Here is a 22,199-nt window from a genome sequence, read left to right on the forward strand (position 1 = left end):
ATCTAATGGCTAAGCTAATTCAAGTCTTGCGTGTTTGACCGTGCAAGGCCATGCTTTAACAACCGTCCTGTTTTAGCGAAAGCCGCTTATTAGACTTATAGATCCTGACCGCAATCAAGAAATACGCCAGCAGAAGAGGTCCGTACACTAAGCCGATCAAGCCAAATAATGGAATACCAATGATAACCCCAACAACCGTAATAATGGGATGTATATCCCCCAACTTTTTGGCGATCACCAAACGCAGAACGTTGTCGATATTGATCACCAACCCAAATCCCCAAACCAAAAGACCAACACCCTGCCAGGTCATCCCATCTGCCAACAGGATCACCGCCGCGGGAACAAATATCAATGGTGGACCCAATAATGGTATAAAGGACAAAATAGCACAAATGACCCCCCAAAAGAGCGGATCCTTGGCTCCAAAGATCCAAAACCCGACAGCCAAAAATGCACCTTGGATAATGGCGATTACGGTCTGGCCAATTATATTGGAATAGGTTATATTTTTTAGTTCCTCGCCAAATGCAACGGCGTTTTCATCATCGAATGGAAGATAGTGAATCAGGCTTCCTTCAAACCCTCGGTAGTTGACGAAAAGGAAATAAAGCAAGAAATACATAACGGCTACCTCCAGAAACACATTGGCAGCACCGCTGAGTGCAGAAGTCAAGAGACCTCCGAAATAGGAAGAACTCGCTTCCAACTGTTTCTCGATAAGATCCGGCTGACCCAATTTATCGCCGACAAAATGGTTGATGGCATCCATGATCTTGCTGATCCATTGCGGATTCTGCTGGAGTTCGATGGCTTTGCTAAAAAGCATCTTCCCAATCCCAAAGAATGGAAGTACAATAATGAATATCGAAAGAACAATAATAACCACTGCAGAGACCGGTTTTGGCCAATTCCATTTCTCGATCAAAAAGATATTCAGATTCCTGAATAAAGTATACATTACCATGGTCCCCAGGAATGCCCCAAAAATTCCTGAAGTAGCATATAAAATAACCCTCCTAAAATTACAATTATAATCAGGATAATAATATTACGCTCTTTCTGTGAAAAAACATCGTTGTTGCTCATAATTGATTTTAAAATTAGATAACAACTTTTGAGAAATTTGGTTTAGAAAATCAGAAAAAAAGTCGCCAAGGTTGGTGACGGCAAGAACGCCATGGTTGGTGTCTCCACTAACCATCTTCAGCACTGCTAGCGCAAGTCTTGCGCGCTGGCCATGTGCGTAGGCATGACTTGTGTTAAAGCCTTCGCTGGCCAGACTTAGCCTTATTAACACCAATAAATAATGCCATTTCATGGCAGGATGACGTTACTTTTGAAGCGCAAAAGTAACCAAAACGCTTGCTCATTTAAGGCGGGTTGTCACACTAGTCCAACGCACATGGAGAAAATGCCTATAATAGTTGCACCCCTACAGGGTTGAGTGGCGTAGGGATATTTTTAGTGGCAGGTGGGGACACCCGCCACGGCTTGAAGTGGCGGACCCTGTGTTGGTTGAGCGGAGTCGAAAACAGGAGCCGAAGGGCGGTCCCTGAGCGTAGCCGAAGGGCAAGCCCAGCGCGAGCTTCGACTTCAATAAGCTAATTTTAACCTTCCTTTTTTTTTCTTTCTTTTTTTGACAGACGACTAAATAAATTCTAATAGGAAAATATTAACCTTAATATTCTTGTTACAAAGTGTTTATAAGAAAAACAAGCAATTATATTTAGCGAAACTGTATTAACACTCGTTATAACATTCAAATATTTACCTATAATCCATAAAAAAATAACAAAATTAAATATTAACATAAATTTTACATATCATTTTTTAACCAAAAGAAAGACAATTATATATAATTTAATAACTTAGTAACCATTATATAACCATTACTTAACTTTAAAAGTTAACCTTTGTGCCAACACTACAGTAGAACTTATGAAAAACCTATACTTATCAATTCAATTTTATAATATTTTATAACCTATAACACCTTAATTATCCATGAATTTAACTTCGAAAAACACAGCGAGGTCAATCTTTGTATTGCTCATTTGCATGTGCTGTTCTTTCACAGCAATTAGCCAGCAACGAACGGTAAGCGGTAAAGTGCGGACTGCAGACAACGTACCATTATCTAATGTTTCGGTACTTCTTAAGGGAACAAACATTGGTTCTCAAACCAACTCAGGGGGTGAATTTCAAATCAATATTCCACAAGATGGGATTTTGATATTCTCGAGCATTGGATTTATAACTCAGGAAGCGGCTACCAAAGAAAAAAATTTCATTAACATCATCTTAGAAAATGACAAAGAAAATATTGATGAAATCGTTGTAGTAGGTTATTCCCAGGTTGAAAAGCAACACGTGGCGTCTTCTGTAGCGACTCTTGATATGGAACAGACGAAAACAAGGCCGATTTTTAAGATGCAGGAAGCTTTTTCTGGCACAATCCCGGGAGTCACGATGCTCCAAGGATCAAATATCCCAGGTGCAGTACCGGGCACCATTTCTATCCGTGGTATCAGTACCCTCCAAAATGCAGACGCACTGGTTATTGTTGACGGAATGGAGCAGTCCATAACAGACCTGGACCCAAATCAAATCAAAAGTGTGACTGTCCTAAAAGACGCGGCTTCAACATCCATGTATGGATCTCGGGGTGCAAATGGGGTAATTATAGTGGAAACAAATCGCGGTTATACTGGCCAATTCAAGGTAGACCTAAATGCGTGGGGCGCTTTCAGCAAACCTATTGACCTCCCTAACTGGGTCGATGCAGCTCAATACATGAAACTTAACAACGAAACGCGAGCTCATCAAAATCAAACGCTCCTTTTTTCTGATGAAGATATCCGAAGGGCAGAAAGCGGAGAGACCAAAAGTGTGAATTGGTTGGATGAAATAATGACAAGAAATGCTTTCGCGAACAATACAACCGCAAGTATCTCCGGCGGAGGGGGCGTTGGTACATTCAACCTGATGTTGGGCCATATCGGAGAAAAGGGATTGAATGATATAGAAGGAACAGAAAAATTCTCCGCTCGTTTCAATACAAACATTAATATTGCTGACAAATTTGTGCTATTGGCTGATTTCTATGCACATAGACTTCAGGTAGACCGCCTTATGGCCAATGACAATGGCCACGGTCTTTATCAGATAGCCTGGAGAATGAATCCTACTCAACAAATATTCTATGAAGGATCAGATCTTCCCGACCATTACATTCTGCACAATAACATGAACCCTTTGGCATCTATTGCAAAAGGAGGTATTAAAAATTATTTATATGATCGCAGCACAATCAATCTAAGACCTCGATACAACATCAACAAAAATTTGAACATTGAAGGTAATGTGTCTTACATGATCAATAAATCTGCTAATAAAGCCGAGCGAAGAACTTTTAAATTTTTTGATGGCGATGGCGCGCCAGTAACCATCTGGAACAATTCTGTAACGGCTGATCAGGGAGTCAGCTCATCTCAATTGACCGCTCGTGCTATGGCAAATTATACCAAAGATCTACGTGGAGGGAAAGATAAAATTTACTTTACCCTGGGCACAGAAATGATGAGTTTTACCTATACCGACTATAGGGAAGAAAATAAAGCTTCATTCTTTGGTAAATTGAACTATTCATTTGACAACAGATATATTTTGGAGTTAACCGGAAGGTCTGATGGTAGCAGCAAATTTGCTCCGGGAAATAAATGGGGCTTCTTCCCCTCAGCGGCAATTGCATGGAACATTCACAATGAGTCATTTTTCAATTCCCTCCATGAAAGCGGAGCAATTAACAGTTTGAAATTCCGCGCCTCGTATGGTTTGATCGGCAATGAAAATGTCGCTCCTTATCTATGGCAAGAAATTGTGAACAACTGGGGTTGGACCATCCGTGTCCCTAACCCTGACTTTTCATGGGAGAAACAAAAACAGTGGAACATCGGTATGGATTTGACTGCCCTGAACAATAGATTGTCATTCACTGCTGAGGTTTACGATAAATTCTCCTACGACTTAATCTATGACAACTTCCCGGTGCCTCCATTGACTGGATCAAATTCATTAGAATCTGCCGTGAATATCGGTGAAGTTCAAAATAAAGGTTGGGAGCTTTCAGCAAAATGGTCAGATAAAATTGGAAAGGTTTCCTACAACGTGAGCGCCATGTTATTTGATAATGTCAATAAGGTATTGAAAGCTGGTTATAGCAATTCTGATACACTAATATTCAAAGGAGATAGTGACAAAATTTGGTACAATGGAACTTCTATAGACAACTATTATGGATTTGAAAGCAACGGTTACTTCCAGAATGCTGATGAAGTGGAGAATACTGCCGCTAAATTACCTAACACCCTTCCAGGTGATATCAAATATATTGACCAAAATGGTGATGGCATCATCAACGATCAGGACCGTACTTATTTGGGCGACCCCTTTCCTCACATGAATTACTCTATCAACTTAGGCCTGAATTACAAAAACTGGGATTTCTCCGTCATGGGACAAGGTGTAGGGAAAAGAAATGGAAGATTGGTAGGTATGGAAGGGTATCCTGTATTCGTAGACGGTGACAGCAACTCCTTGGGCACACCACGACAGGAATATGCAGACAACCGCTGGACGGAATCTAATCCGAACGCCCGTTTCCCAAGGATTTGGAGCGGAAACAGTTCTAATGCTTATTTGAGTGACGTATGGCTGGGAGATGCTTCTTATTTCAGGATCAAAATGATCCAATTGGGCTATACATTTCCTGGTATAGGAAAGAGCATTAAGAATATCAGGTTATATGTGAATGCACAGGATGCCTTTACCTTTACTAAATGGGAAGGGCTTGAACCCGAACGAGGATTGGACAAGTCCAAAACTGAAAACCAAGGAAATGGAGTTTACCCAAGAATGGCAACTTACAGTTTTGGAGTAAGAGCAACCATATTTTAACCACTTATTTTAACAAAATGAAAAAGACAATATTTGCAATAGCATTAATAACATCCTTAGGAACGACCAGCTGTGAAAAATTCCTTGACAAAAGAGATCCAACAGCTACCAATTTCCAGGAATTTTTCAATACGGAAGAAGATTTGAGGAGGGTTGTTTACAGCAGCTATAGGGATGTATTTACACATCCAACCGAAAGAAGACTTTTATTCTATATGATGGATGGTAGATCGGACAATGGCTATGCCCGAATCGAAACAGACCACCATGGGATCATGGCCAATGGCAACTATAATAGTAATTCCAGAGCGGCGGAGTATTATTGGACTTTGTTCAACAAGCACGTTGGCCGTTTGAATACATTTATTGCAAATGTAGACATCCCTTACGTGGAGGATGAAGCAGTCCGCCAAAAATACAAAGGTGTATTGGAAGCATTAAGGGTTTGGCATTACTTCAGGATTGTCGGTCATTGGGGTGATGTTCCATTTGTGTTGGAGCCGGCAACTTTGGAAACCGCAAAACAACCTGCGACTCCTAAACAAGAGATCCTGGACAAATTATTCCCTATGGCTGAGGAAATCGCTTCCAGACTCCCAGAAACTGAAGGGACGACAAACGCCTATATGTTCAATAGATATTCTTTCAAGGCCATCATAATGCGATACGCCTTATATTACGAAAGATATGATCTAGCTTCTAAATTGGCTAAGGAAATCATGGATTCAGGCAAATTTAAGCTTCACTCTAAATATGGGGATATGTTTGGTTACAAAGCCGATAAAACCAACAAGGAGTTTATCATCAAGTTTGACATGGAGAGTCATGACAACTCAGCTACGGCTTCTTTTGAACATTTGGGCCCACATTACAGAACCGGAAAAGGTCAATCATACCTAGTTCCAACCAAATCTTTAGTGGATAGCTACTGGACTTTGCAAGGAAAACCAATTGACCAATGCCCGTTGCATTCAAAAGAAGAGTATGAGTTGAATCCAAAATTAAATAGGGATCCCCGTTATGCACAGAGTATTTTTGGACATGGCGACAATTTTGCAGGTGAGGTTATCGATATCTATAATCCCAACAGCCCAATGTACTACCAACAATTAAGAGGAAGCAAATCCGGCTATTGGTTCAAGAAATTTGTTGACGAAGCCGATGCCTTCAGGTCAGGTGGGAACATGAATTTTCCATTGATTAGATACGCAGAAGTTCTGTTGACTTATGCTGAAGCGAAAATTATGTCCGGTGAGCCAGATGAACTTGCTAAAGACTGCATCAACAACATCCGTAAAAGAGCTGGCTTGGACATGACCGAAGCAGATGTTAAATTAACAGCCAAATCTAAACAGCAATGGATTGACCTCATCAGAAATGAGAGAAGGATTGAGTTTGCAGGTGAAGGAATTAGGTATGACGATATCATTCGTTGGAAGATTGCAGACAAGGTGTTAAACCAACCTGCCATGGGCCATACGCGCAGGATTAACAATGTACTTCAATCACTTAAAATCGAAGACCGCAGGTTTACCAACAACCAATATAAATGGCCTTTCCATGAAAGTACCCTTAAAGTTGAACCAAACTTGGTTCAGAATGCGGGATATTAAATGATGTTTTAATTGTAGATTCTTAGATTTATAGTAATCCTATCAATAATAAGGAAAACCAGCCCGCAATGGGCTGGTTTTTATTTATACTGAATATCGCAACCCATAATATACATTCACAAAAAAGTTTTGGTAGAAGTCACATCTCCATGGTTGGTGACCCCAAGTCTGTCATGGTTGGTGTCTCCACGAATGCCCTGGTCGGCGACCCTACTACCGCCATGGTTGGTGTCTCCACAATTGCCCTGGTTGGCGACCCTACTACCGCCCTGGTTGGTGTCCCCACCAACCATCAATTAATACAATGCCAGCGGCATTATACGCCGTAGGTGTTATATGTTTCTTAAATGCCAGCGGCATGTCATATCTATAGAAAATGAATAGCAACCAAAAATTAACGCCATAGGTGTGACATGTTTGATAATATGCCTAGGCGATTTACAAGCATCGTTTTGTTACGAAGAGGGCTATTGGTTTTATAAACCAGCATTTTATAGTTCCGCCTCGCTGGGGCGATATGGCGTGATATGTCTTTTCAGTGGCTGGTGGGGACACCAGCCACGGCTTGAAGACTAAAAATTAGCTTTTCTTTTTTCCAAAAATGCGGATACACCTTCTTTAAAATCATCGGAGCCAAAACAAACACCAAAGGCATCTATTTCTTCCTTGAAGCCATCCTTGTTTTTATCAAGACCAGAATTTACAGTCTTTATAGCTGTTGCGACCGCAGTTTTCGAACGTGAGAATATTTTGTTGAGGATATTTTGAGCTGTTTCTTCCAGTTCATACAACTCGACCACCTTATTGACCAATCCCCACTGCAGGGCATCCTGCGCATCGATCATATCGCCGGTCAGGATCATTTCCAAGGCTTTACCTTTTCCAACGAGTCCAGTTAATCTTTGCGTCCCTCCATATCCCGGAATCAGTCCCAACGACACTTCTGGCAGGCCCATTTTGGCACTGTTGGAAGCGACACGAAGATGGCATGCCAGAGCGAGCTCCAATCCGCCGCCCAATGCGAAGCCATTGATCGCTGCAATAACGGGCTTAGAAAGATTTGCTATCCTGTCCATTAGCTCATGCCCGAATTCCGAAAGGGCCATAGCTTCCTCTTTGCTCTTTCCCAAAAACTCCTGTATATCCGCACCCGCAACAAAGGCTTTCTGTCCCGAACCGGTAATAATCAAACCCCGTACAGATCCATCATTTTCAGCTTCCTCAACTGCAGATTTCAACTCACCGATGGTTTCCTTGTTCAGGGCATTTAACTTGCTCTCCCGATCAATGGTAATCCATGCAGTTTTATCTTTTATTTCAAGTTTTATGTTTTGGTAACTCATATTAGAAATTGATATTTATTGAAACTCTAAATCGGTCATTGTTAACATTTGGAAGGACGTTAAAGGAAAGTCGCTTTACATATTCTACCTTTAAAACATTCAGAATATTATCGATCCCAACAATTCCTTTCCCAATAAGGTTCACTGTTTGGAACGTGAGTCAATGTCAGCCCCTCCTTATTGGTATCAAACTCAACAACATTATTACTAATATACGGGTTATTCCTGTCACTTAACTGACCATAGAACATCTGTGCTCCCCACACTTCCCTAAGGTTCAATTTCTTGATTAGCGGAATTTTGTTGAACAGGAACCCTTGCATTTGGTGGTAAAACTTAACCTTTAAATACTTGTCGGCCACAAATTCCATAGGGTTCATCATATCGAAATCAACGGTATGGCGGTCTTCCTTTTGTTTAACATTCGGAAGTTCCAACATGGTGTAAGGTAGGGTTCCCCATATCTTACCACCGGTTACCTTTAGGTCAGCGAACCCCAATTGATTCAGGAAAAAACGCTTGGATGCAGAAGCCGTCAGCTTATCGTACTTATACGTGGTGTTCCAAAAACCATCCAAACTATGGGTATACATAATATTGAAAACCGGATGTTTTTCAATAATAGTTTTGCGGGTCAAGTTTCTGTAGTAGAATTTTTCGAATGGTGCCCATCTAAAATCAATGTGAGCTTCATTGCTCTGTATATGGGTCAGCAACAGATCTGGGTTGCCAGAGTTGATTAGCCTAAGATCACCTACTGTATTTTGGTTTCTATGGGTAAATCCAGTGCTGATGCTAAAGTGATTGCCAAATTCAAAGACATGCTGCAATTGATAAGCGCGGGTATCAAACCATTTAGTCGGACGGTTTCTTCGTATAGAACGGAAGAAACTATCTCCTTTTAGAAATCCTATCTGTTGTCCAGGCTCCATGATGTCATTTTGAATAGACCCTTCGATATAATGTGCCGGAAAGGTAACTATCGACTTACCATTCAGGGATACTGCTGTCCGAAGAAAGTATTTCAATCTTGCATCATCTTGCCCATATGCAATATAACCTTCAAAAAATGCTTTATCCGTCAATGCTTGAGTGGTACGGCCACCGATTCTAAATCTGTTTCCTTCAATATTGTTTTGGCTATATACATATTCCAGAGGCCCGAGTTCAAACAACCCCAGATTATAGTAACCTTGAGAAAGCAGGTAACCAACTGCCATCAGGGTTTTGAAGCTTTTCTTTTGATTTAGAGTTTCAATGTTTCTATATGTATTTTGTTCAGCTTGATTTAAGGCAATTGGCCGTTCGGGAATAGTTATCCCTGCTTGGGGCAAGATTTCCGTAGGTGGGGCCAGCAAAAACATCGGCAGGAAATTTTTCGCCCAGCTTATAATTATTGTTTACACTAACACGATCAGCAAATATGGACTCGCCTTTTCGAACACCAAAGGTTAGAAATGTACGAGTACTATCGATTAGCATAATTCCAGAGTCATTTTTGAGGTAATGGAAATTGATTTCACCTTCTTTCACCCAATTCAGGTTGGACTCTTTATCGATCTTTAGGTTAGCTTGTTTTACGGCATAAGAACCATCCATGCTCACTTGGAGTACACCTTTAAACAACAGATCGGTCTTATTGCGCGGTTCAAAACGCAACTGTATGAAATAACCTTCATCATTAAAGATGGTGTCGGTGATATAATATTTATAGAATATCTTCCCATTGTCGGCGATAGGACTTAGGAACTGCTTGTTTAGGATATAGATACTTTCATCATATACATCGACCTGTTGAAACATAAAGTTCAGGAACTCCTGTATATTGGGGTTGTTGATATATCGTTTGTCAAACTCTGTCTTTTTCTGGGCGGTAATTACCCTTTTAAATTTTGAGGGGTTCTTTTTGCCAAACACTTTGGCGTTGGTTTCTTCCAGATAGAGTGATAATAATTTCTTTCCGTCATAACTGCTGCTATCGATGTTTCGGAACAGGAAGTTTAATCCTAGCATTCCTTGTTTACCGGATATTTTGGGATCTAGGAGTCCGAATTTAAGTTTATCATATTGGTCAAACTCGAGGCTATCCTTTCCTGAAAGCCTGTTTTTATGTTTGTTTCGGATGACGGAGGTCGATCAATTCGACTGCAGGGTTGTTCTTGTTGCTATATTCCTTTTTATGGCTTATCGATACCGCTTCGATACGGTTGGATTCATCGACCAATTCAAAAACATTGTTTCCAGGTCTGATTGGAAGCGGGACGACAATGGGTTTATAGCCCATTGCCCGGATTTCGATTTGCTTTGCATTTGAGTCCAGTTTGAGGGTAAAGCTTCCGCTTTTATCTGATGAGGTACCTTTTTTGCTGTTGAGGTCAGAAATGGTAGCTCCAGGGATTGCTTGTTTTGTTTCTTTTGATTGTACTTTTCCGGAAACAACGGATTGGGCCAACGATGATTTAGCCGTTAAACAAAAAACAAACACGAATGCACACCACAAATAGAAGGAAGGAACACTTCTCATAATTAAACCTGAACTTTATAAAGATACAATTTGTTGCGAAAGTTCAAATTATTAAACGAAAAAAGGGAAAAAATATGTTTCCCTTTTGTGAATTTTGTATTAAGCCATGCCCTTGAAGGTAACACATTAGCCATTCCTGAAGTCCAATTAGCCGTGGCTGGTGACCCATTGCCATGGCTGGTGTCCCCACCTGCCACTGAAAATATCCTTACGCCATTCAACCCTATAGGGCAATGTCATTAAGTTAAGGATTTTATCATGCCGGTTTGTAGTTTGTGTAGGTCCTGTGCTTGCACTTTTTATTCGAGGTCTTAAGCTGCCTTGGGAACGATCTTCCCTTTTCGGATGGGCAATGTGTCCTTGAGGAAATAGGCCGTGAGCTCCCTGAGGATTTCCCTTTCCCTGTTTTTGAAAAAGATGGCTATCAGGTTTTCCTTTAATTTTCCGAAGGATTTGTTCCCGTTGACCTTTCGGGGGTACTTTTTTCGTGGACGTATCGCGGTCGAGCTGGACCTGGGCATCCCTGATCAGTATCGAATGCAGGTTTGACATCATCACCGTTGCATAGAAATCCTGCTCGACGGATTCCACCGTCAGCCCGCTGAAGGATTCCATCTGCATGGTATTCTTCAGTTTGGAGATGTTCGTCTCCACTCCCCAGCGCCTGAAGTACAGGTCCCCGAACATATCGTTTTCAAACCCCTCTTCCTGCCATAGGTTGGTCGCGATCACCTCCGTGGTCGACTGCAGTTCTACCCTGACCAAGCGTATGCGGATCCTTGTTGAGCTGTCCGTGGCGAACCCGCTCTGGCGCAGGCCGCTGATGGAGGCCTGGGTTGGGGCAAGCTCGATGACCTGGGAAACCTTTCCCGTCTTCAGGAACCTCTTGACGAACTCCAGCGAATCCTTCGCCCTGATCACGAACTTGCGCTCGCTCTCCTGCCAGCTATGGAGCGCGAACATCTTGAACGTCGAATAGTACCTGTCATAGATGGCAATGGAGTCCACGGGCAGTTCCTCGATCCAATGAGAGGCCAGGGTCAGCTCGCTGGTCCGGTATGGGGCTATGCAGGCATGGGTCACCAGGTCGTTCAGCACATCGTAGTGATAGAAGGTCTTTGCCTGCACGAAGCTGGAGTTCTGGTTGCTCTGGCCGCCAAAGTGGGCCTGCAGGGAAGGTGTGTTCACCAGGGCAAGGTTGGAGCCGTCAACTGCGATCAGGCGGTAGCCCATCCATCTCCGGGTATCCCCGAAGCATGGCGCAGGAAGCTCTCGCAGAGCACCCGGTTCCAGACCAGGAAGAAAAGGGGGCTCAGCTTGCTCCCCTGCTGGGAAAAGGCACTCACCGAGCAACTGATCTTCTTGCCCAGCTCACCAAAGAAACCTTCCAGTTCGACAGAGAGGGTCCGCTTGCACATCTTGGCGATCAGCAGGACCAATCTCTCGAAATTGAGCTTGCGGTCCCGGGTGAAATGGGTTTTGGAATTCCTGAAAAGATTGAGCAGCAAAGGATCTGCTAAACAGATAGAAATAAAATTTTTTAGGTCTGATATGATTTTAAGTGCTATTTTTACATCGGCCATAAACACGCTTGTTTAGATTTGTTTAGTAGTGAATTCAAAATTAAACATTTACGTGATTTGTGGCCTTATTTTTTTTCTTAACTTAATGACATTGCCCTATAGGGGTGTAACTATTATAGGCGTTTTTGGTTACTTTTGCGCCTCAAAAGTAACACCAGCTTTGCCATGCAATGGCATTATTCCTATGGATGGTTGGTGCGGACACCAACCATGGCCTGTAAGCGGACAAGTCAAACCTTTCATTCCCCGCACGGGAACTATGTCTTGTTATTTCCGTTTTTCAAATGACCAAAATCATTTTTCCAAACATTGCCATCCAAATGCCTGTTTTTCAATTGTTTGCAACAACTGAAAAACACTGTCCATTTGTAACATATTCAAAAAAGACAAATTTGTCTTTTTTGTTTTCTAATTTTGTAGGAAGTTAAGAATTAAATAGTTGAGAGAATTAAAGATCAAAGTGATGAACGAACAACAAATTGCACTAATTAAAGCTACCGTACCAGTATTAAAAGAAAATGGCATTTTATTGACCAGTTATTTTTATGAGCGTATGTTCAAGCATAATCCTGAGCTTAAGCATGTTTTCAATATGGGTAACCAAAAATCAGGAAAGCAACAAACGGCATTGGCAATGGCAGTGCTGGCATATGCTGAGAATATTGAGAATCCATCTGTATTAATGGGAGTTGTAGACCATATTGGGCATAAACATACTAGTTTAGATATCCGTCCTGAGCATTATCAGATCGTCGGCAACCACCTTATATCATCCATAAAAGAGGTTTTGGGCGAAAGCGCAACGGATGAGCTTCTTGAAGCATGGACCATTGCCTACAATCAGTTGGCCGCGATTATGTCGGGCCATGAAGCTCATATTTTATGATGATAAGGTTAAAAAATCAGGAGGTTGGACTGGCTGGCGACCATTTACAGTAAAAGATAGAGTCAATGAATCGGAGGAAATAACTTCATTCTACCTCTACCCTACCGATGGCGGAAAAATTGCTGAGCATCTTCCGGGACAATATATCTCCGTTCGTTTGTTCCTGCAGAGCTGGACTTGCTACAACCGAGACAATATTCAGTTTCAAACTCTCCCAATGGTGAATATTATAGAATTTCCGTTAAGAAGGAAAAAGGCAGTACCCATCCAGATGGCATGATCAGCAATCGTTTACATGATCATGTGCAAGTTGGAGATACCATTGAATTGTCCTCACCTTCAGGAAATTTTGTATTGCAGAATAAGGAGGAAGGTCAGCCTCAGGTTTTCATCAGCGGTGGAATCGGACAGACCCCATTATTGGCGATGGTGGAAGATTTGATTTTCAACAAAAACACCGATCAGCCCATTGTTTGGGTACATGGTTGTAGAAATGAACGGGTTCATGCCTTTAAAAACAGGTTAAGGGAATTGTCTGCAGCGAATTTAGCATTTCAGAACCACCTGTTCTATGAGCAGCAGGAGGCTGAGAACGGAAATATAAAATGCGGAATAGTAGATCTTCAACAGATCGAAGACAAGATTTTGTTGGATGATGCTAACTATTACCTATGTGGTCCTGCAGGATTTATAAGAAAGCAATATGAATATTTAAAGCAGGCTGGTGTGGATCCGTCATCGATTCACTTTGAGGAATTTGGACCAGCATCATTATCCTTGAATTAGTATTTATACAGTATTAGATAATGGCGCCTTAGGAGGTGCCAATATTTCAATTAATAAAATAACCATGGAACCAAAACCACTTAAAAGACACAAGGCTCTTCAACCTCTCAGCAAGGAGCATCATTTTGCATTGCTTTTATGCTGGAAGATAAGGCGTGGATTAGAATTAGAGATTGACCCAGAAAGGATTGGCCGATATTTGGAGAAAATGTGGAGCCATCAATTGGACTTGCATTTCAACATTGAGGAGGAATTTGTATTCCCTATACTTGATAATGACAATAAATTGGTGCATGATGCCATTTCAGATCACCGAGCAATAAAGCGACTGATACTAAACGAACCTTTCACCGAGAAATCACTGAACCGTATTGAGGAAAAGCTAGAGGCACATATCAGGATGGAGGAACGTCAGTTATTTCCATTGGTTCAATCCTTGGCCTCGGAAGAGCAGATGGCGTATATCAATTCAAAGCATGACCATCCGATCACGGAGTTGCTGTGGGAGGATGAGTTTTGGGTGTTAGGAGACATTAGACATAAGACATAGACATAGAATTGGCTGCACTTCTTTTGGCAGCGGCATGGGTTGGTGGCCCCACCAACAATATTACTCTGTAACTATTATAGCTCCAAAATAGTTTCCTGAGCTAAAGCTCAGGAATGACAGACGCCATTTTTTAAAAGGGCCTTCAAGCTCTCAAACTGGCTTGCATTCTTCAGCCCGCTCATTTTCAGTGGCGGAAGGATGGATAAAATGCGGCGGCCAATGTGCGTCGGGATTGACCTTGGATGCTTTCAAGCAATTATCTCCTCCAAAGAGATAATTGATTAGAACGGCATCCTCGGCAAAAAGGCATTTTGTCCATGTGGGTTAAACTTGTGCGACAAGCCACCTTAAATGAGCAAGCGTTTTGGTTACTTTTGCGCCTCAAAAGTAACATTCCATGCCATGAAATGGTATTGTCCTATGGATGGTTGGTGGGGACACCAACCATAGTGTCCTAAAACAATCCCCTTTCCTTATCTGTTCTTTAAACAATGGATAACAAACAAAAATCACACAGATGGAAAATCTGGGTAGGCATCCTTGCTGCCTTGATTTTATTGATATTAGGGGGGCTATATTTTGTTTCTTATAAATTGGAACCCATGTTGGACAATAAGCTGAAGGAAGGAATCACCAACTCCTCCGAAGGACTTTACAGCATTGAGTACAGTGACCTGGACTTAGATATCGCGGGTGGAAATCTTACGCTAAAGGACATTCTTCTCAAAAATGACAGTGCTGCCTATATAAAGTTGGATAGTGCCAAAAAAGCACCCAATACAAGGTTTGAGGCTAGGGCGGACCATTTAGCGATTAGTGGTGTCAGTGTATGGGGGATATTAGTCAATAAGAAGATCGATATTGGAACCATTGCTCTAGATTCCTTGAAAGCGAAGGTCTTACTCCGGGATAGGCCTTATAATAAAGATAAAAAGGAAGAAAAAGGCCCTTATGCTATGATCAAGAATCGTTTTAAGTCATTGGGAGTAGATGAGTTTCGGGCGAAGGGCATTGATTTGGAACTTGCGGACCTAAACAAGGAAGGCACAAAACCAAAAAAGGTGAATGGAGTTGACTTAGCCGTTGACAATTTTCTGATTGATGAACATTCGGGCTCTGACAGCACGAGGTTTCTGTATTCCAAGAATATCTCCTTGCACATTCCGGGGTTCAAGACCAATTTGGAGGGAGCGCCATATACGTTTAGCTTCAAAGACCTAAAGTTCAGCTCAAAAAATCGGGATGCTCAGATTTCCAAGTTGAGCTTGCAGCCTACATTGAGCTTAGAGGCTTTTGCAAAACAGGACAAACTGAACAAACCAAGGATAGAACTGGACCTGGATTCAACATGGATTACAGGTATAAATATGGACAAACTATTGGCAGAAAAATTATTTGAGGCCGATAGAGCTCATGTTGTCGGTGGAGTTTTTGATCTTTCCAAGGACAAACGCTATCAATTGGAGAACGTCTCCAAAGTGGGCCAATCGCCAGCCCAACAGCTGATGAAGGTAGGCTTGCCATTTTCTATAAAAGCAGTAAAAGTAAGTGGCATAGACCTCAGTTATGCTCAGATCAGCGATAAGTACTTTAGGGAAGGAAAAATAGAGTTCAAAAACATCATGGGGACATTGAAAAATGTAAGCAACGATACAACTGTTTTGCGCAGAAACAAGAATATGACGGCAGACTTGGTGGGCAATATTTATGGGGAAGGTCGTCTGAGTGCGTTTTTCACCTTTGACATGCTCAGCAAGGCTGGCAATCACTCTTATAAAGGGAGATTGACGGCTATGAAAGTAGGGGCGTACAACCGGATTTTGGAACCACTATTGAATATTAGATTGGCTGAAGGAAATATTGAAAAGATTACTTTTGATATGCATGGCAATGATGTGAAGAATTGGGGGAAGTTCACATTTGACTACAACCACCTGAAGGTTGATGTATTGAAGCATCCGGAAAAGGGACCAGGCAAGAAAGGGATTCTTTCTTTTATAGCAAACAAATTCTTTATCAATGACAGCAATCCCGATGCAAATGGGAAGTATCATGTTGCTCAGGTAGATTATGAACGAAATCCAAATCACCCTTTTTTCAAGGTGGTATGGCAGAGTTTGTTGCAAGGGATTATTGAATGTACAGGGACGGATCCTAAATATTTGCCTTTGTAATTGCTTCAAAAAATAGTGGTCGGCGAAGACACCGACCACGGCTTCTTGACCGTGCTTCAGATCTTGCTTTTATAAGAAATGCTGGCGCAAGTCTCTGCGATGGCCTTTGCGCCGGACGGACTTGTGCTTCAGCATGCTGCCTCAAATCTCAGCCATGGCTTTTGCACCAGCATTGGCTTTGCTAAAATCGTTGATGTTACTAGTATTTCTAAAGTAACTTAAAAGTTATAAATATTTAATACAAACTTAAATTTTTTAATATCAAATAGTGTTATATTAAATACTCATAAATGACTTAATCATGAGTACTAGATATAAAATTTTTGATAATAGCCTTAAATATTTTGTGACTCTAACGGTTGTTGGTTGGATTGATGTATTTAGCAATAAATTATATAGAGACATTATTATAAAAAGTCTAGAACATTGCATAGTCCATAAAGGATTGAAAGTACATACTTGGGTTATCATGACCAATCATATGCATATGATTATTAGTTGCAAAAAGGGATATTTCTTATCAAATATTTTAAGAGACTTTAAAAAGTTTACATCTCAGGAGATATTGACAATAATTAATAATAATCACGAAAGCAGAAAAGAATGGATGGTTCAATTTTTCAAAAATGCAGGTCGAAAAAATTCAAATAATGTAAATTATCAGTTTTGGATTCAAGATAATCATCCTATCTATATTGATAATTCTACATTTATATATAATCAAAAGTTGCAATACATACATAATAACCCAGTTAAAAGTGGAATTGTAGAAAATGCAGAAGAGTATCTCTATAGTAGTGCTAGAGATTATTACGGACTAAAAGGACTATTAAAAAAATTGAAATGAGTTATTGAACAAATTTTCAACTATTGGTTTTCAATAGGGAAAGCTAGCACAAGGTCTTAACGGGCATAAGGGCACAAGTTAGCCCTGAGCATTGGCCAGCACTGAGACTTGCGCCAGCGGAGCCGAACGGTGGCTATTGCTACCGCAGCACCAATAGAAAGTCCGGATAAACTCCCAGCACAATCGTCAATATCACAGCGATCACAAAGACCACCTGGAAATTCACAGGTGTAGCTACTGTATGATCTTCTTTAGAATTCATGAAATACATATGGACAACCACGCGCAGATAATAATAAACCCCAACTGCTGCATTGATTGCTGCCAGGATTAACAGCACGGTATGGTAGTCGTTCATAACATTTGAAAACATCATGAACTTTCCTATAAATCCTGCTGTCAAAGGAATACCCGCTAGGGAAAGCATCGCGACGGTAACAGCAAATGCCAACCAAGGGTTTCTTTTGCCCAGTCCATTGAAAGATTCGAAATGGTCAGAGCCTATTTGTCGTTTCACTAAGATCAATGCTCCGAAAGCAACAATGGATGCCAAACCGTATGCAGCTGAATAAGTCAATATTCCCGATGCTGAATTTGGCCCTATTGATAGGATTGCAAACAACATATAACCGGCATGTGAAATACTCGAGTAAGCCAACATCCGTTTAAAGCTTGTTTGCATCAGTGCAGTCACATTTCCGATAAATAGCGTAATAATAACTACTGTCAGTAATACTGGAGTCCAGAATTCGTTCAAAGGCACCAAAACTGTACTGAACAATTTTAGGAAACCTGCAAATGAAGCAATCTTTACGACCGTACTCATAAAAGTTGTTACCAGAATTGGTGACCCATCATATACATCTGGAGTCCAGAAGTGGAAAGGTGCAGCACCAACCTTGAAACATAGACCTACCAATAACAATAAGATCCCACCATAGAACATCGGTGATATTCCGGTAGGGTTATCAATGATATATTGTTTGATGGCAGCCAGGTCAAATGAACCTGTGGAGCCATATAGCAATGTTATTCCGAACAATAAGAACCCTGTTGAAAAGGCTCCCATCAAGAAATATTTCAGGGAGGCTTCATTTGAAGCTTTATCATTTCGACGGATACCGGCGAGGATATAAAGTGCTACTGACATAATTTCCAGACCAATAAACAACATCGCAAAATTATGGTATGAACATACCAATAATGCTCCGGTCAAAGAGAATAATATCAAGGTGTAATATTCAGCGATATTGTCGGAGATTGCCTTAAAGTATTCTTTCGACAATAATAAAATCAAAATGGTCAATGCCAGGCATAGGATAGAAAATGAAAGGGAGAAATGGTCAAAGATTACCATCCCTTTATAGAGAGGCACTGCTTCCATATTCCAATAATAAACTTCATAACCCAAGGCAAATAACAAGCCTAATATGCTAACAGGTAATAATGCATTTTTAGCTTTATAGAGCCCTAAATACAAAATAAGTATACCTAACAAAGAAAGCGTAATAATCGCACCCATAATATCTATAAACTTGTTCTATTTAATCTTTTGTAATAATTGTGAAACTGATGCTTCAGAAAGGTGCAATAGACCATTAGGCAATACACCGATCAAGATGATCAGGATAACTATAATTGAAAGGACTACTACCTCATAGCCTTTGATATCAGCAACATGAACATGGCTATCATTGATTTGTCCCAACATTGTTTTTTGAAAGAGGCGAAGCATATAAACTGCACCCAATATTAAGGTAGTACCACCTACCACGGCATACCACACCCCATTACCGGATCCTGAGAAGATACCTTTCAACAATAAGAATTCTCCAATAAAACCATTGGTCAACGGAAGTCCTACAGCACCCATAATGATGATCAGGAAAGTAATGGCCAAGATAGGCATATTACTTGCCAAGCCACCCAGCTCATCTAGGTTTCGAGTTCCCGTTCTTTGTTGGATAATATCAATTGCGAAGAACAGCCCTACTACAGAAATACCGTGGTTTATCATTTGCTGGATTGCCCCTTGGATCCCTTCTTGTGTCAAGGAGAAGATGCCGGCAGCAATAAGGCCAACGTGAGCAATAGAAGAATAGGCGATCAATCTCTTGGCGTCTTTCATATTAAACGCGATGATAGATCCATAGACCACGCCGATCAAGCCCATTATCAAAGCAATATGACCATAACGCAATACGGATTCAGGAGTTAATGGCAGCAACCAGCGCAATAAACCAAAAAGTCCCATCTTTAGCATAATACCTGACAGCAGCATAGTTCCTGTTGATGGTGCATGTGTATAGGTATCAGGTTGCCATGAATGCAATGGAAAAAGAGGGATTTTTATTGCAAAGGCAATAAAGAAAGCCCAGAACACCCAGTTTTGGGCACCGTCTGTCAAATCCAGTTTGGTCAATGTTGCCCATGACATATCTCGGCCACCAGTTTGTTGATAGAGATAGACAATAGCGATCAACATCAATAAACTACCGAAGAATGTATATACAAAAAAACTTAAGGTTAATACTGATTCGGTTGCCGTCTCCCCAAAGGGCACAGATAAAATAAATCGGAATTAATGCTGCTTCCCATCCCATATAGAATGAAAAAGCGTCCAATGAGATAAAGACCAAGACAAGGCCGGCTTGCATAAAAGACACAAGGCCATAGAAACCACCCTTTTGTTGATGGCCAAAGCTTGCAAGTATGATTAATGGGATAAGTCCATTTGTCAAGATCAGCATCGGTAGGCTGATACCATCGAGACCAATTTGAAATTGAATCCCTAAACTGGAGATCCAGTTCCAGGATTGTGAAAATTGGATACTGGCGTCTGGCACAAAATTACAGATGAAAGGAAGGGTTAGACCCAATTGAATAAGTGACAATACCAAAGCAGCCCATTTTGCAGAGCTCGTTTTGATAAAGGCTAAGATGATAGCACTTATTGCAGGTAATATTAGCAGTATAAAAAGGTTGTCCATTGATTCCTAAATTCTGATCTAGATTGTAAATAATCCATAAAGCATGAAGGCAATAACACCAATTACCATCATAAAAATATAAAATCCAACATTTCCGCTCTGTAATTGGCGAATTCCTTTTCCCGAAGAAACAAAGAGATCCCCAATGCCATTGATAAGCCCATCTATTCCTGCTTTCTCAACTACGGAGTGCAAGAATTTGGAAAGGCTGTTCAAAGGGCGTACAAATAGCGTATCATATAATTCATCGATATATAATTTATTATATGACAATTTATAAAGTCCGCTTTCTTCTGATGCTCCATCACCCTGAGGGATTTCAGATTTCTTCACGTATTTATTATAAGCTATAAAGGCCATGATAATTGCTCCTAATGCAGAAGCCCCCATTAGCACGTATTCTGTGCTGTGCGATAGATGGAAAGGCTCCACCACTTGGTTGGTCTGTGCAAAGACAGGGCTCAGGAAGTTTGCCAGCCAAGTGCCACCATGCAATGCTTCAGGTAAATTGATTACTCCTCCAACAACAGATAAAACCGCCAGTACAATCAGAGGAATAGTCATTTGAACAGGAGATTCATGTAGGTGATGCTTTTGGTTTTCGGTACCACGAAATTCTCCGAAAAAAGTCATATATAACAACCTAAACATATAAAATGCTGTACACAACGCTCCTAAGAATCCCAATACCCAGAATACAGGGCTTGAAACAAAAGCATGAGCCAAGATTTCATCCTTAGAGAAAAACCCTGACAATGGTGGAATACCCGCAATAGCAATGGTTCCCACTAACATCGTTGCGTAAGTAATTGGCAGATATTTCTTGAGACCACCCATCGAACGCATATCTTGTTCATCGCTCATGGCATGGATAACCGATCCGGCACCCAGGAACAATAAAGCCTTAAAGAATGCATGTGTCAATACATGGAAGAAAGCACCAGTAAAGGCACCTACTCCCAATCCCAGGAACATATATCCTAATTGCGATACGGTAGAGTATGCCAGGACTTTTTTTGATGTCGTTTTGAGTAATTGCAATAAATGCTGCGATTAAAGCAGTTGCCACACCTATGATTGCAATAATTTGCATAGTTACAGGAGACAATGAGAACATGATATTAGAGCGAGCGATCATATAGATCCCTGCTGTAACCATCGTTGCTGCGTGGATCAATGCCGATACAGGTGTTGGGCCTGCCATGGCATCTGGAAGCCAAGTGAACAACGGAATCTGTGCTGACTTACCTGTTGCAGCCACAAATAACAATAAGGTTATGATCAATAATGTGGTATCACCCATTGCCAATTGTCCGGCACCGGCAAAAACCGTATTGAATTCCAAGGATCCAAAATTTGCCAATATAAAGAACATCGCGATCAAGAATCCCAGATCACCGATTCTGTTCATGACAAATGCTTTCTTAGCAGCCTTGCCATAGTTGCTGTTCTTGAACCAAAATCCAATCAGCAAATACGAACATAAACCTACACCTTCCCAGCCGATGAACATCACTAGGTAATTCGAACCTAGCACTAACAAGAGCATAAAGAAAATAAATAGATTGAGATAAGAAAAGTACTTGCCATATCCTTCATCATGTGCCATATACCCTACTGAGTAGAGGTGGATCAAGAATCCCACGCCGGTAATGATCAACAACATGATTGAGCTCAATGGGTCGACCAAGAAACTTATATTGAAGTTAAATGTTCCTACGGTAAACCAATTGAATACCTCTTGATAAATTATACCATCTCCACCGGCTTGGCGTGCATCATATACTTCCTTGAAAATACCGCAGCTTAGTAAAAACGAAATCAGGATTGTACCACATCCGATGATGGAGATCAATGGTTTTGGCGCGCTCTTGCGGAGCAGACCAATTATCAGAAATCCTAACAAAGGAATTAATGGGAGCATCCAAATGAATTCTTTCATAT

The 22,199-nt window shown here is 41.0% G+C and carries 21 protein-coding genes; 8 read left to right on the forward strand and 13 right to left on the reverse strand.

The annotated features are described in order from the left end of the window. Window positions 1-55: 55 nt before the first annotated feature. Window positions 56-961, reverse strand: a complete 906-nt coding sequence (locus FGL31_RS21280; protein WP_232047064.1) for an AI-2E family transporter — start codon at window positions 959-961, stop codon at window positions 56-58. 90 nt (window positions 962-1,051) lie between these two features. Beyond that, entirely contained in the window at window positions 1,052-1,321 is a 270-nt protein-coding gene (locus FGL31_RS21285) for a hypothetical protein (RefSeq protein WP_138094326.1), read from the reverse strand. 686 nt (window positions 1,322-2,007) lie between these two features. On the opposite strand from FGL31_RS21285, the gene FGL31_RS21290 reads away from it, so the two are divergent. Both FGL31_RS21290 and FGL31_RS21295 read left to right on the forward strand, forming a co-directional pair. Beyond that, window positions 2,008-4,959 carry a SusC/RagA family TonB-linked outer membrane protein gene (locus FGL31_RS21290; RefSeq protein ID WP_138094327.1) on the forward strand — a complete coding sequence of 984 codons (2,952 nt, stop codon included), beginning with the start codon at window positions 2,008-2,010 and terminating at the stop codon, window positions 4,957-4,959. Window positions 4,960-4,976: 17 nt separating this feature from the next. Continuing rightward, window positions 4,977-6,572 carry a RagB/SusD family nutrient uptake outer membrane protein gene (locus FGL31_RS21295; RefSeq protein ID WP_138094329.1) on the forward strand — a complete coding sequence of 532 codons (1,596 nt, stop codon included), beginning with the start codon at window positions 4,977-4,979 and terminating at the stop codon, window positions 6,570-6,572. 572 nt (window positions 6,573-7,144) lie between these two features. On the opposite strand, the gene FGL31_RS21300 is transcribed toward FGL31_RS21295, so the two are convergent. From FGL31_RS21300 to FGL31_RS21325, 6 genes are all read right to left on the reverse strand, one after another. Continuing rightward, entirely contained in the window at window positions 7,145-7,915 is a 771-nt protein-coding gene (locus FGL31_RS21300) for an enoyl-CoA hydratase/isomerase family protein (RefSeq protein ID WP_138094331.1), read from the reverse strand. Between the two features lie 107 nt (window positions 7,916-8,022). Continuing rightward, window positions 8,023-9,279: a DUF5686 family C-terminal domain-containing protein gene (locus FGL31_RS21305; protein ID WP_171017757.1), complete on the reverse strand. Its 1,257-nt coding sequence runs from the start codon at window positions 9,277-9,279 to the stop codon at window positions 8,023-8,025. Then, the gene (locus tag FGL31_RS28515; RefSeq protein WP_138094335.1) at window positions 9,194-9,928 is read right to left on the reverse strand and encodes a DUF5686 family protein; all 735 of its coding nucleotides are present in this window, start codon (window positions 9,926-9,928) and stop codon (window positions 9,194-9,196) included. The genes FGL31_RS21305 and FGL31_RS28515 overlap by 86 nt, the downstream gene beginning before the upstream one ends. A gap of 94 nt (window positions 9,929-10,022) precedes the next feature. Then, on the reverse strand, window positions 10,023-10,439 hold the full coding sequence (locus FGL31_RS21315; protein ID WP_138094337.1) for a carboxypeptidase-like regulatory domain-containing protein: 417 nt from the start codon (window positions 10,437-10,439) through the stop codon (window positions 10,023-10,025). Window positions 10,440-10,586: 147 nt separating this feature from the next. Next, on the reverse strand, window positions 10,587-11,672 hold the full coding sequence (locus tag FGL31_RS21320) for an IS4 family transposase (RefSeq protein ID WP_138094339.1): 1,086 nt from the start codon (window positions 11,670-11,672) through the stop codon (window positions 10,587-10,589). Further along, complete coding sequence (locus tag FGL31_RS21325; protein WP_138094341.1) at window positions 11,657-12,022, reverse strand: hypothetical protein; 366 nt, start codon at window positions 12,020-12,022, stop codon at window positions 11,657-11,659. Before FGL31_RS21325 ends, FGL31_RS21320 begins: the two co-directional genes overlap by 16 nt. A gap of 439 nt (window positions 12,023-12,461) precedes the next feature. Here FGL31_RS21325 and FGL31_RS24010 point away from each other — a divergent pair, with 439 nt between their 5' ends. The 6 genes from FGL31_RS24010 (at window position 12,462) to FGL31_RS21345 (ending at window position 17,265) form a co-directional block, all read left to right on the forward strand. Beyond that, complete coding sequence (locus FGL31_RS24010; protein WP_197734358.1) at window positions 12,462-12,908, forward strand: globin domain-containing protein; 447 nt, start codon at window positions 12,462-12,464, stop codon at window positions 12,906-12,908. Then, the gene (locus FGL31_RS24015) at window positions 12,889-13,188 is read left to right on the forward strand and encodes a hypothetical protein (protein WP_197734359.1); all 300 of its coding nucleotides are present in this window, start codon (window positions 12,889-12,891) and stop codon (window positions 13,186-13,188) included. The genes FGL31_RS24010 and FGL31_RS24015 overlap by 20 nt, the downstream gene beginning before the upstream one ends. Beyond that, entirely contained in the window at window positions 13,185-13,694 is a 510-nt protein-coding gene (locus tag FGL31_RS24020) for a ferredoxin reductase domain-containing protein (protein ID WP_232047065.1), read from the forward strand. The genes FGL31_RS24015 and FGL31_RS24020 overlap by 4 nt, the downstream gene beginning before the upstream one ends. 64 nt (window positions 13,695-13,758) lie before the next feature. Then, window positions 13,759-14,244: a hemerythrin domain-containing protein gene (locus FGL31_RS21335; RefSeq protein ID WP_197734361.1), complete on the forward strand. Its 486-nt coding sequence runs from the start codon at window positions 13,759-13,761 to the stop codon at window positions 14,242-14,244. Between the two features lie 491 nt (window positions 14,245-14,735). Beyond that, window positions 14,736-16,418, forward strand: a complete 1,683-nt coding sequence (locus FGL31_RS21340; RefSeq protein WP_138094343.1) for a hypothetical protein — start codon at window positions 14,736-14,738, stop codon at window positions 16,416-16,418. Between the two features lie 301 nt (window positions 16,419-16,719). Continuing rightward, the gene (locus tag FGL31_RS21345; RefSeq protein ID WP_138094345.1) at window positions 16,720-17,265 is read left to right on the forward strand and encodes an REP-associated tyrosine transposase; all 546 of its coding nucleotides are present in this window, start codon (window positions 16,720-16,722) and stop codon (window positions 17,263-17,265) included. A 139-nt stretch (window positions 17,266-17,404) separates the two neighbouring features. On the opposite strand, the gene FGL31_RS21350 is transcribed toward FGL31_RS21345, so the two are convergent. From FGL31_RS21350 to FGL31_RS29425, 5 genes are read right to left on the reverse strand one after another with little or no spacing between them, the layout of a single operon-like run. Further along, window positions 17,405-18,787 carry an NADH-quinone oxidoreductase subunit N gene (locus FGL31_RS21350; RefSeq protein ID WP_138094347.1) on the reverse strand — a complete coding sequence of 461 codons (1,383 nt, stop codon included), beginning with the start codon at window positions 18,785-18,787 and terminating at the stop codon, window positions 17,405-17,407. Window positions 18,788-18,805: 18 nt separating this feature from the next. Beyond that, the gene (locus FGL31_RS21355; protein WP_317131105.1) at window positions 18,806-19,750 is read right to left on the reverse strand and encodes a complex I subunit 4 family protein; all 945 of its coding nucleotides are present in this window, start codon (window positions 19,748-19,750) and stop codon (window positions 18,806-18,808) included. Window positions 19,751-19,757: 7 nt separating this feature from the next. Next, complete coding sequence (locus FGL31_RS29415; protein WP_317131106.1) at window positions 19,758-20,255, reverse strand: hypothetical protein; 498 nt, start codon at window positions 20,253-20,255, stop codon at window positions 19,758-19,760. Between the two features lie 18 nt (window positions 20,256-20,273). After that, the gene (locus FGL31_RS29420) at window positions 20,274-21,230 is read right to left on the reverse strand and encodes a proton-conducting transporter transmembrane domain-containing protein (protein ID WP_317131107.1); all 957 of its coding nucleotides are present in this window, start codon (window positions 21,228-21,230) and stop codon (window positions 20,274-20,276) included. After that, the gene (locus tag FGL31_RS29425; protein ID WP_317131108.1) at window positions 21,160-22,179 is read right to left on the reverse strand and encodes an NADH-quinone oxidoreductase subunit L; all 1,020 of its coding nucleotides are present in this window, start codon (window positions 22,177-22,179) and stop codon (window positions 21,160-21,162) included. The genes FGL31_RS29420 and FGL31_RS29425 overlap by 71 nt, the downstream gene beginning before the upstream one ends. Window positions 22,180-22,199: the final 20 nt, after the last annotated feature.

Source organism: Sphingobacterium daejeonense (assembly GCF_901472535.1).
GTDB lineage: Bacteria > Bacteroidota > Bacteroidia > Sphingobacteriales > Sphingobacteriaceae > Sphingobacterium > Sphingobacterium daejeonense.

Excerpts from the sequence above, each read along its gene's own strand:
- FGL31_RS21280 (WP_232047064.1), bottom strand. The coding sequence starts at position 961 with ATGTATACTTTATTCAGGAATCTGAATATCTTTTTGATCGAGAAATGG.
- FGL31_RS21285 (WP_138094326.1), bottom strand. The coding sequence starts at position 1,321 with ATGAAATGGCATTATTTATTGGTGTTAATAAGGCTAAGTCTGGCCAGC.
- FGL31_RS21290 (WP_138094327.1), top strand. The coding sequence starts at position 2,008 with ATGAATTTAACTTCGAAAAACACAGCGAGGTCAATCTTTGTATTGCTC.
- FGL31_RS21295 (WP_138094329.1), top strand. The coding sequence starts at position 4,977 with ATGAAAAAGACAATATTTGCAATAGCATTAATAACATCCTTAGGAACG.
- FGL31_RS21300 (WP_138094331.1), bottom strand. The coding sequence starts at position 7,915 with ATGAGTTACCAAAACATAAAACTTGAAATAAAAGATAAAACTGCATGG.
- FGL31_RS21305 (WP_171017757.1), bottom strand. The coding sequence starts at position 9,279 with ATGTTTTTGCTGGCCCCACCTACGGAAATCTTGCCCCAAGCAGGGATA.
- FGL31_RS28515 (WP_138094335.1), bottom strand. The coding sequence starts at position 9,928 with ATGCTAGGATTAAACTTCCTGTTCCGAAACATCGATAGCAGCAGTTAT.
- FGL31_RS21315 (WP_138094337.1), bottom strand. The coding sequence starts at position 10,439 with ATGAGAAGTGTTCCTTCCTTCTATTTGTGGTGTGCATTCGTGTTTGTT.
- FGL31_RS21320 (WP_138094339.1), bottom strand. The coding sequence starts at position 11,672 with ATGGGCTACCGCCTGATCGCAGTTGACGGCTCCAACCTTGCCCTGGTG.
- FGL31_RS21325 (WP_138094341.1), bottom strand. The coding sequence starts at position 12,022 with ATGGCCGATGTAAAAATAGCACTTAAAATCATATCAGACCTAAAAAAT.
- FGL31_RS24015 (WP_197734359.1), top strand. The coding sequence starts at position 12,889 with ATGAAGCTCATATTTTATGATGATAAGGTTAAAAAATCAGGAGGTTGG.
- FGL31_RS24020 (WP_232047065.1), top strand. The coding sequence starts at position 13,185 with ATGATCAGCAATCGTTTACATGATCATGTGCAAGTTGGAGATACCATT.
- FGL31_RS21335 (WP_197734361.1), top strand. The coding sequence starts at position 13,759 with ATGGAACCAAAACCACTTAAAAGACACAAGGCTCTTCAACCTCTCAGC.
- FGL31_RS21340 (WP_138094343.1), top strand. The coding sequence starts at position 14,736 with ATGGATAACAAACAAAAATCACACAGATGGAAAATCTGGGTAGGCATC.
- FGL31_RS21345 (WP_138094345.1), top strand. The coding sequence starts at position 16,720 with ATGAGTACTAGATATAAAATTTTTGATAATAGCCTTAAATATTTTGTG.
- FGL31_RS21350 (WP_138094347.1), bottom strand. The coding sequence starts at position 18,787 with ATGGGTGCGATTATTACGCTTTCTTTGTTAGGTATACTTATTTTGTAT.
- FGL31_RS21355 (WP_317131105.1), bottom strand. The coding sequence starts at position 19,750 with ATGTTGATCGCTATTGTCTATCTCTATCAACAAACTGGTGGCCGAGAT.
- FGL31_RS29415 (WP_317131106.1), bottom strand. The coding sequence starts at position 20,255 with ATGGACAACCTTTTTATACTGCTAATATTACCTGCAATAAGTGCTATC.
- FGL31_RS29420 (WP_317131107.1), bottom strand. The coding sequence starts at position 21,230 with ATGTTCCTGGGATTGGGAGTAGGTGCCTTTACTGGTGCTTTCTTCCAT.
- FGL31_RS29425 (WP_317131108.1), bottom strand. The coding sequence starts at position 22,179 with ATGCTCCCATTAATTCCTTTGTTAGGATTTCTGATAATTGGTCTGCTC.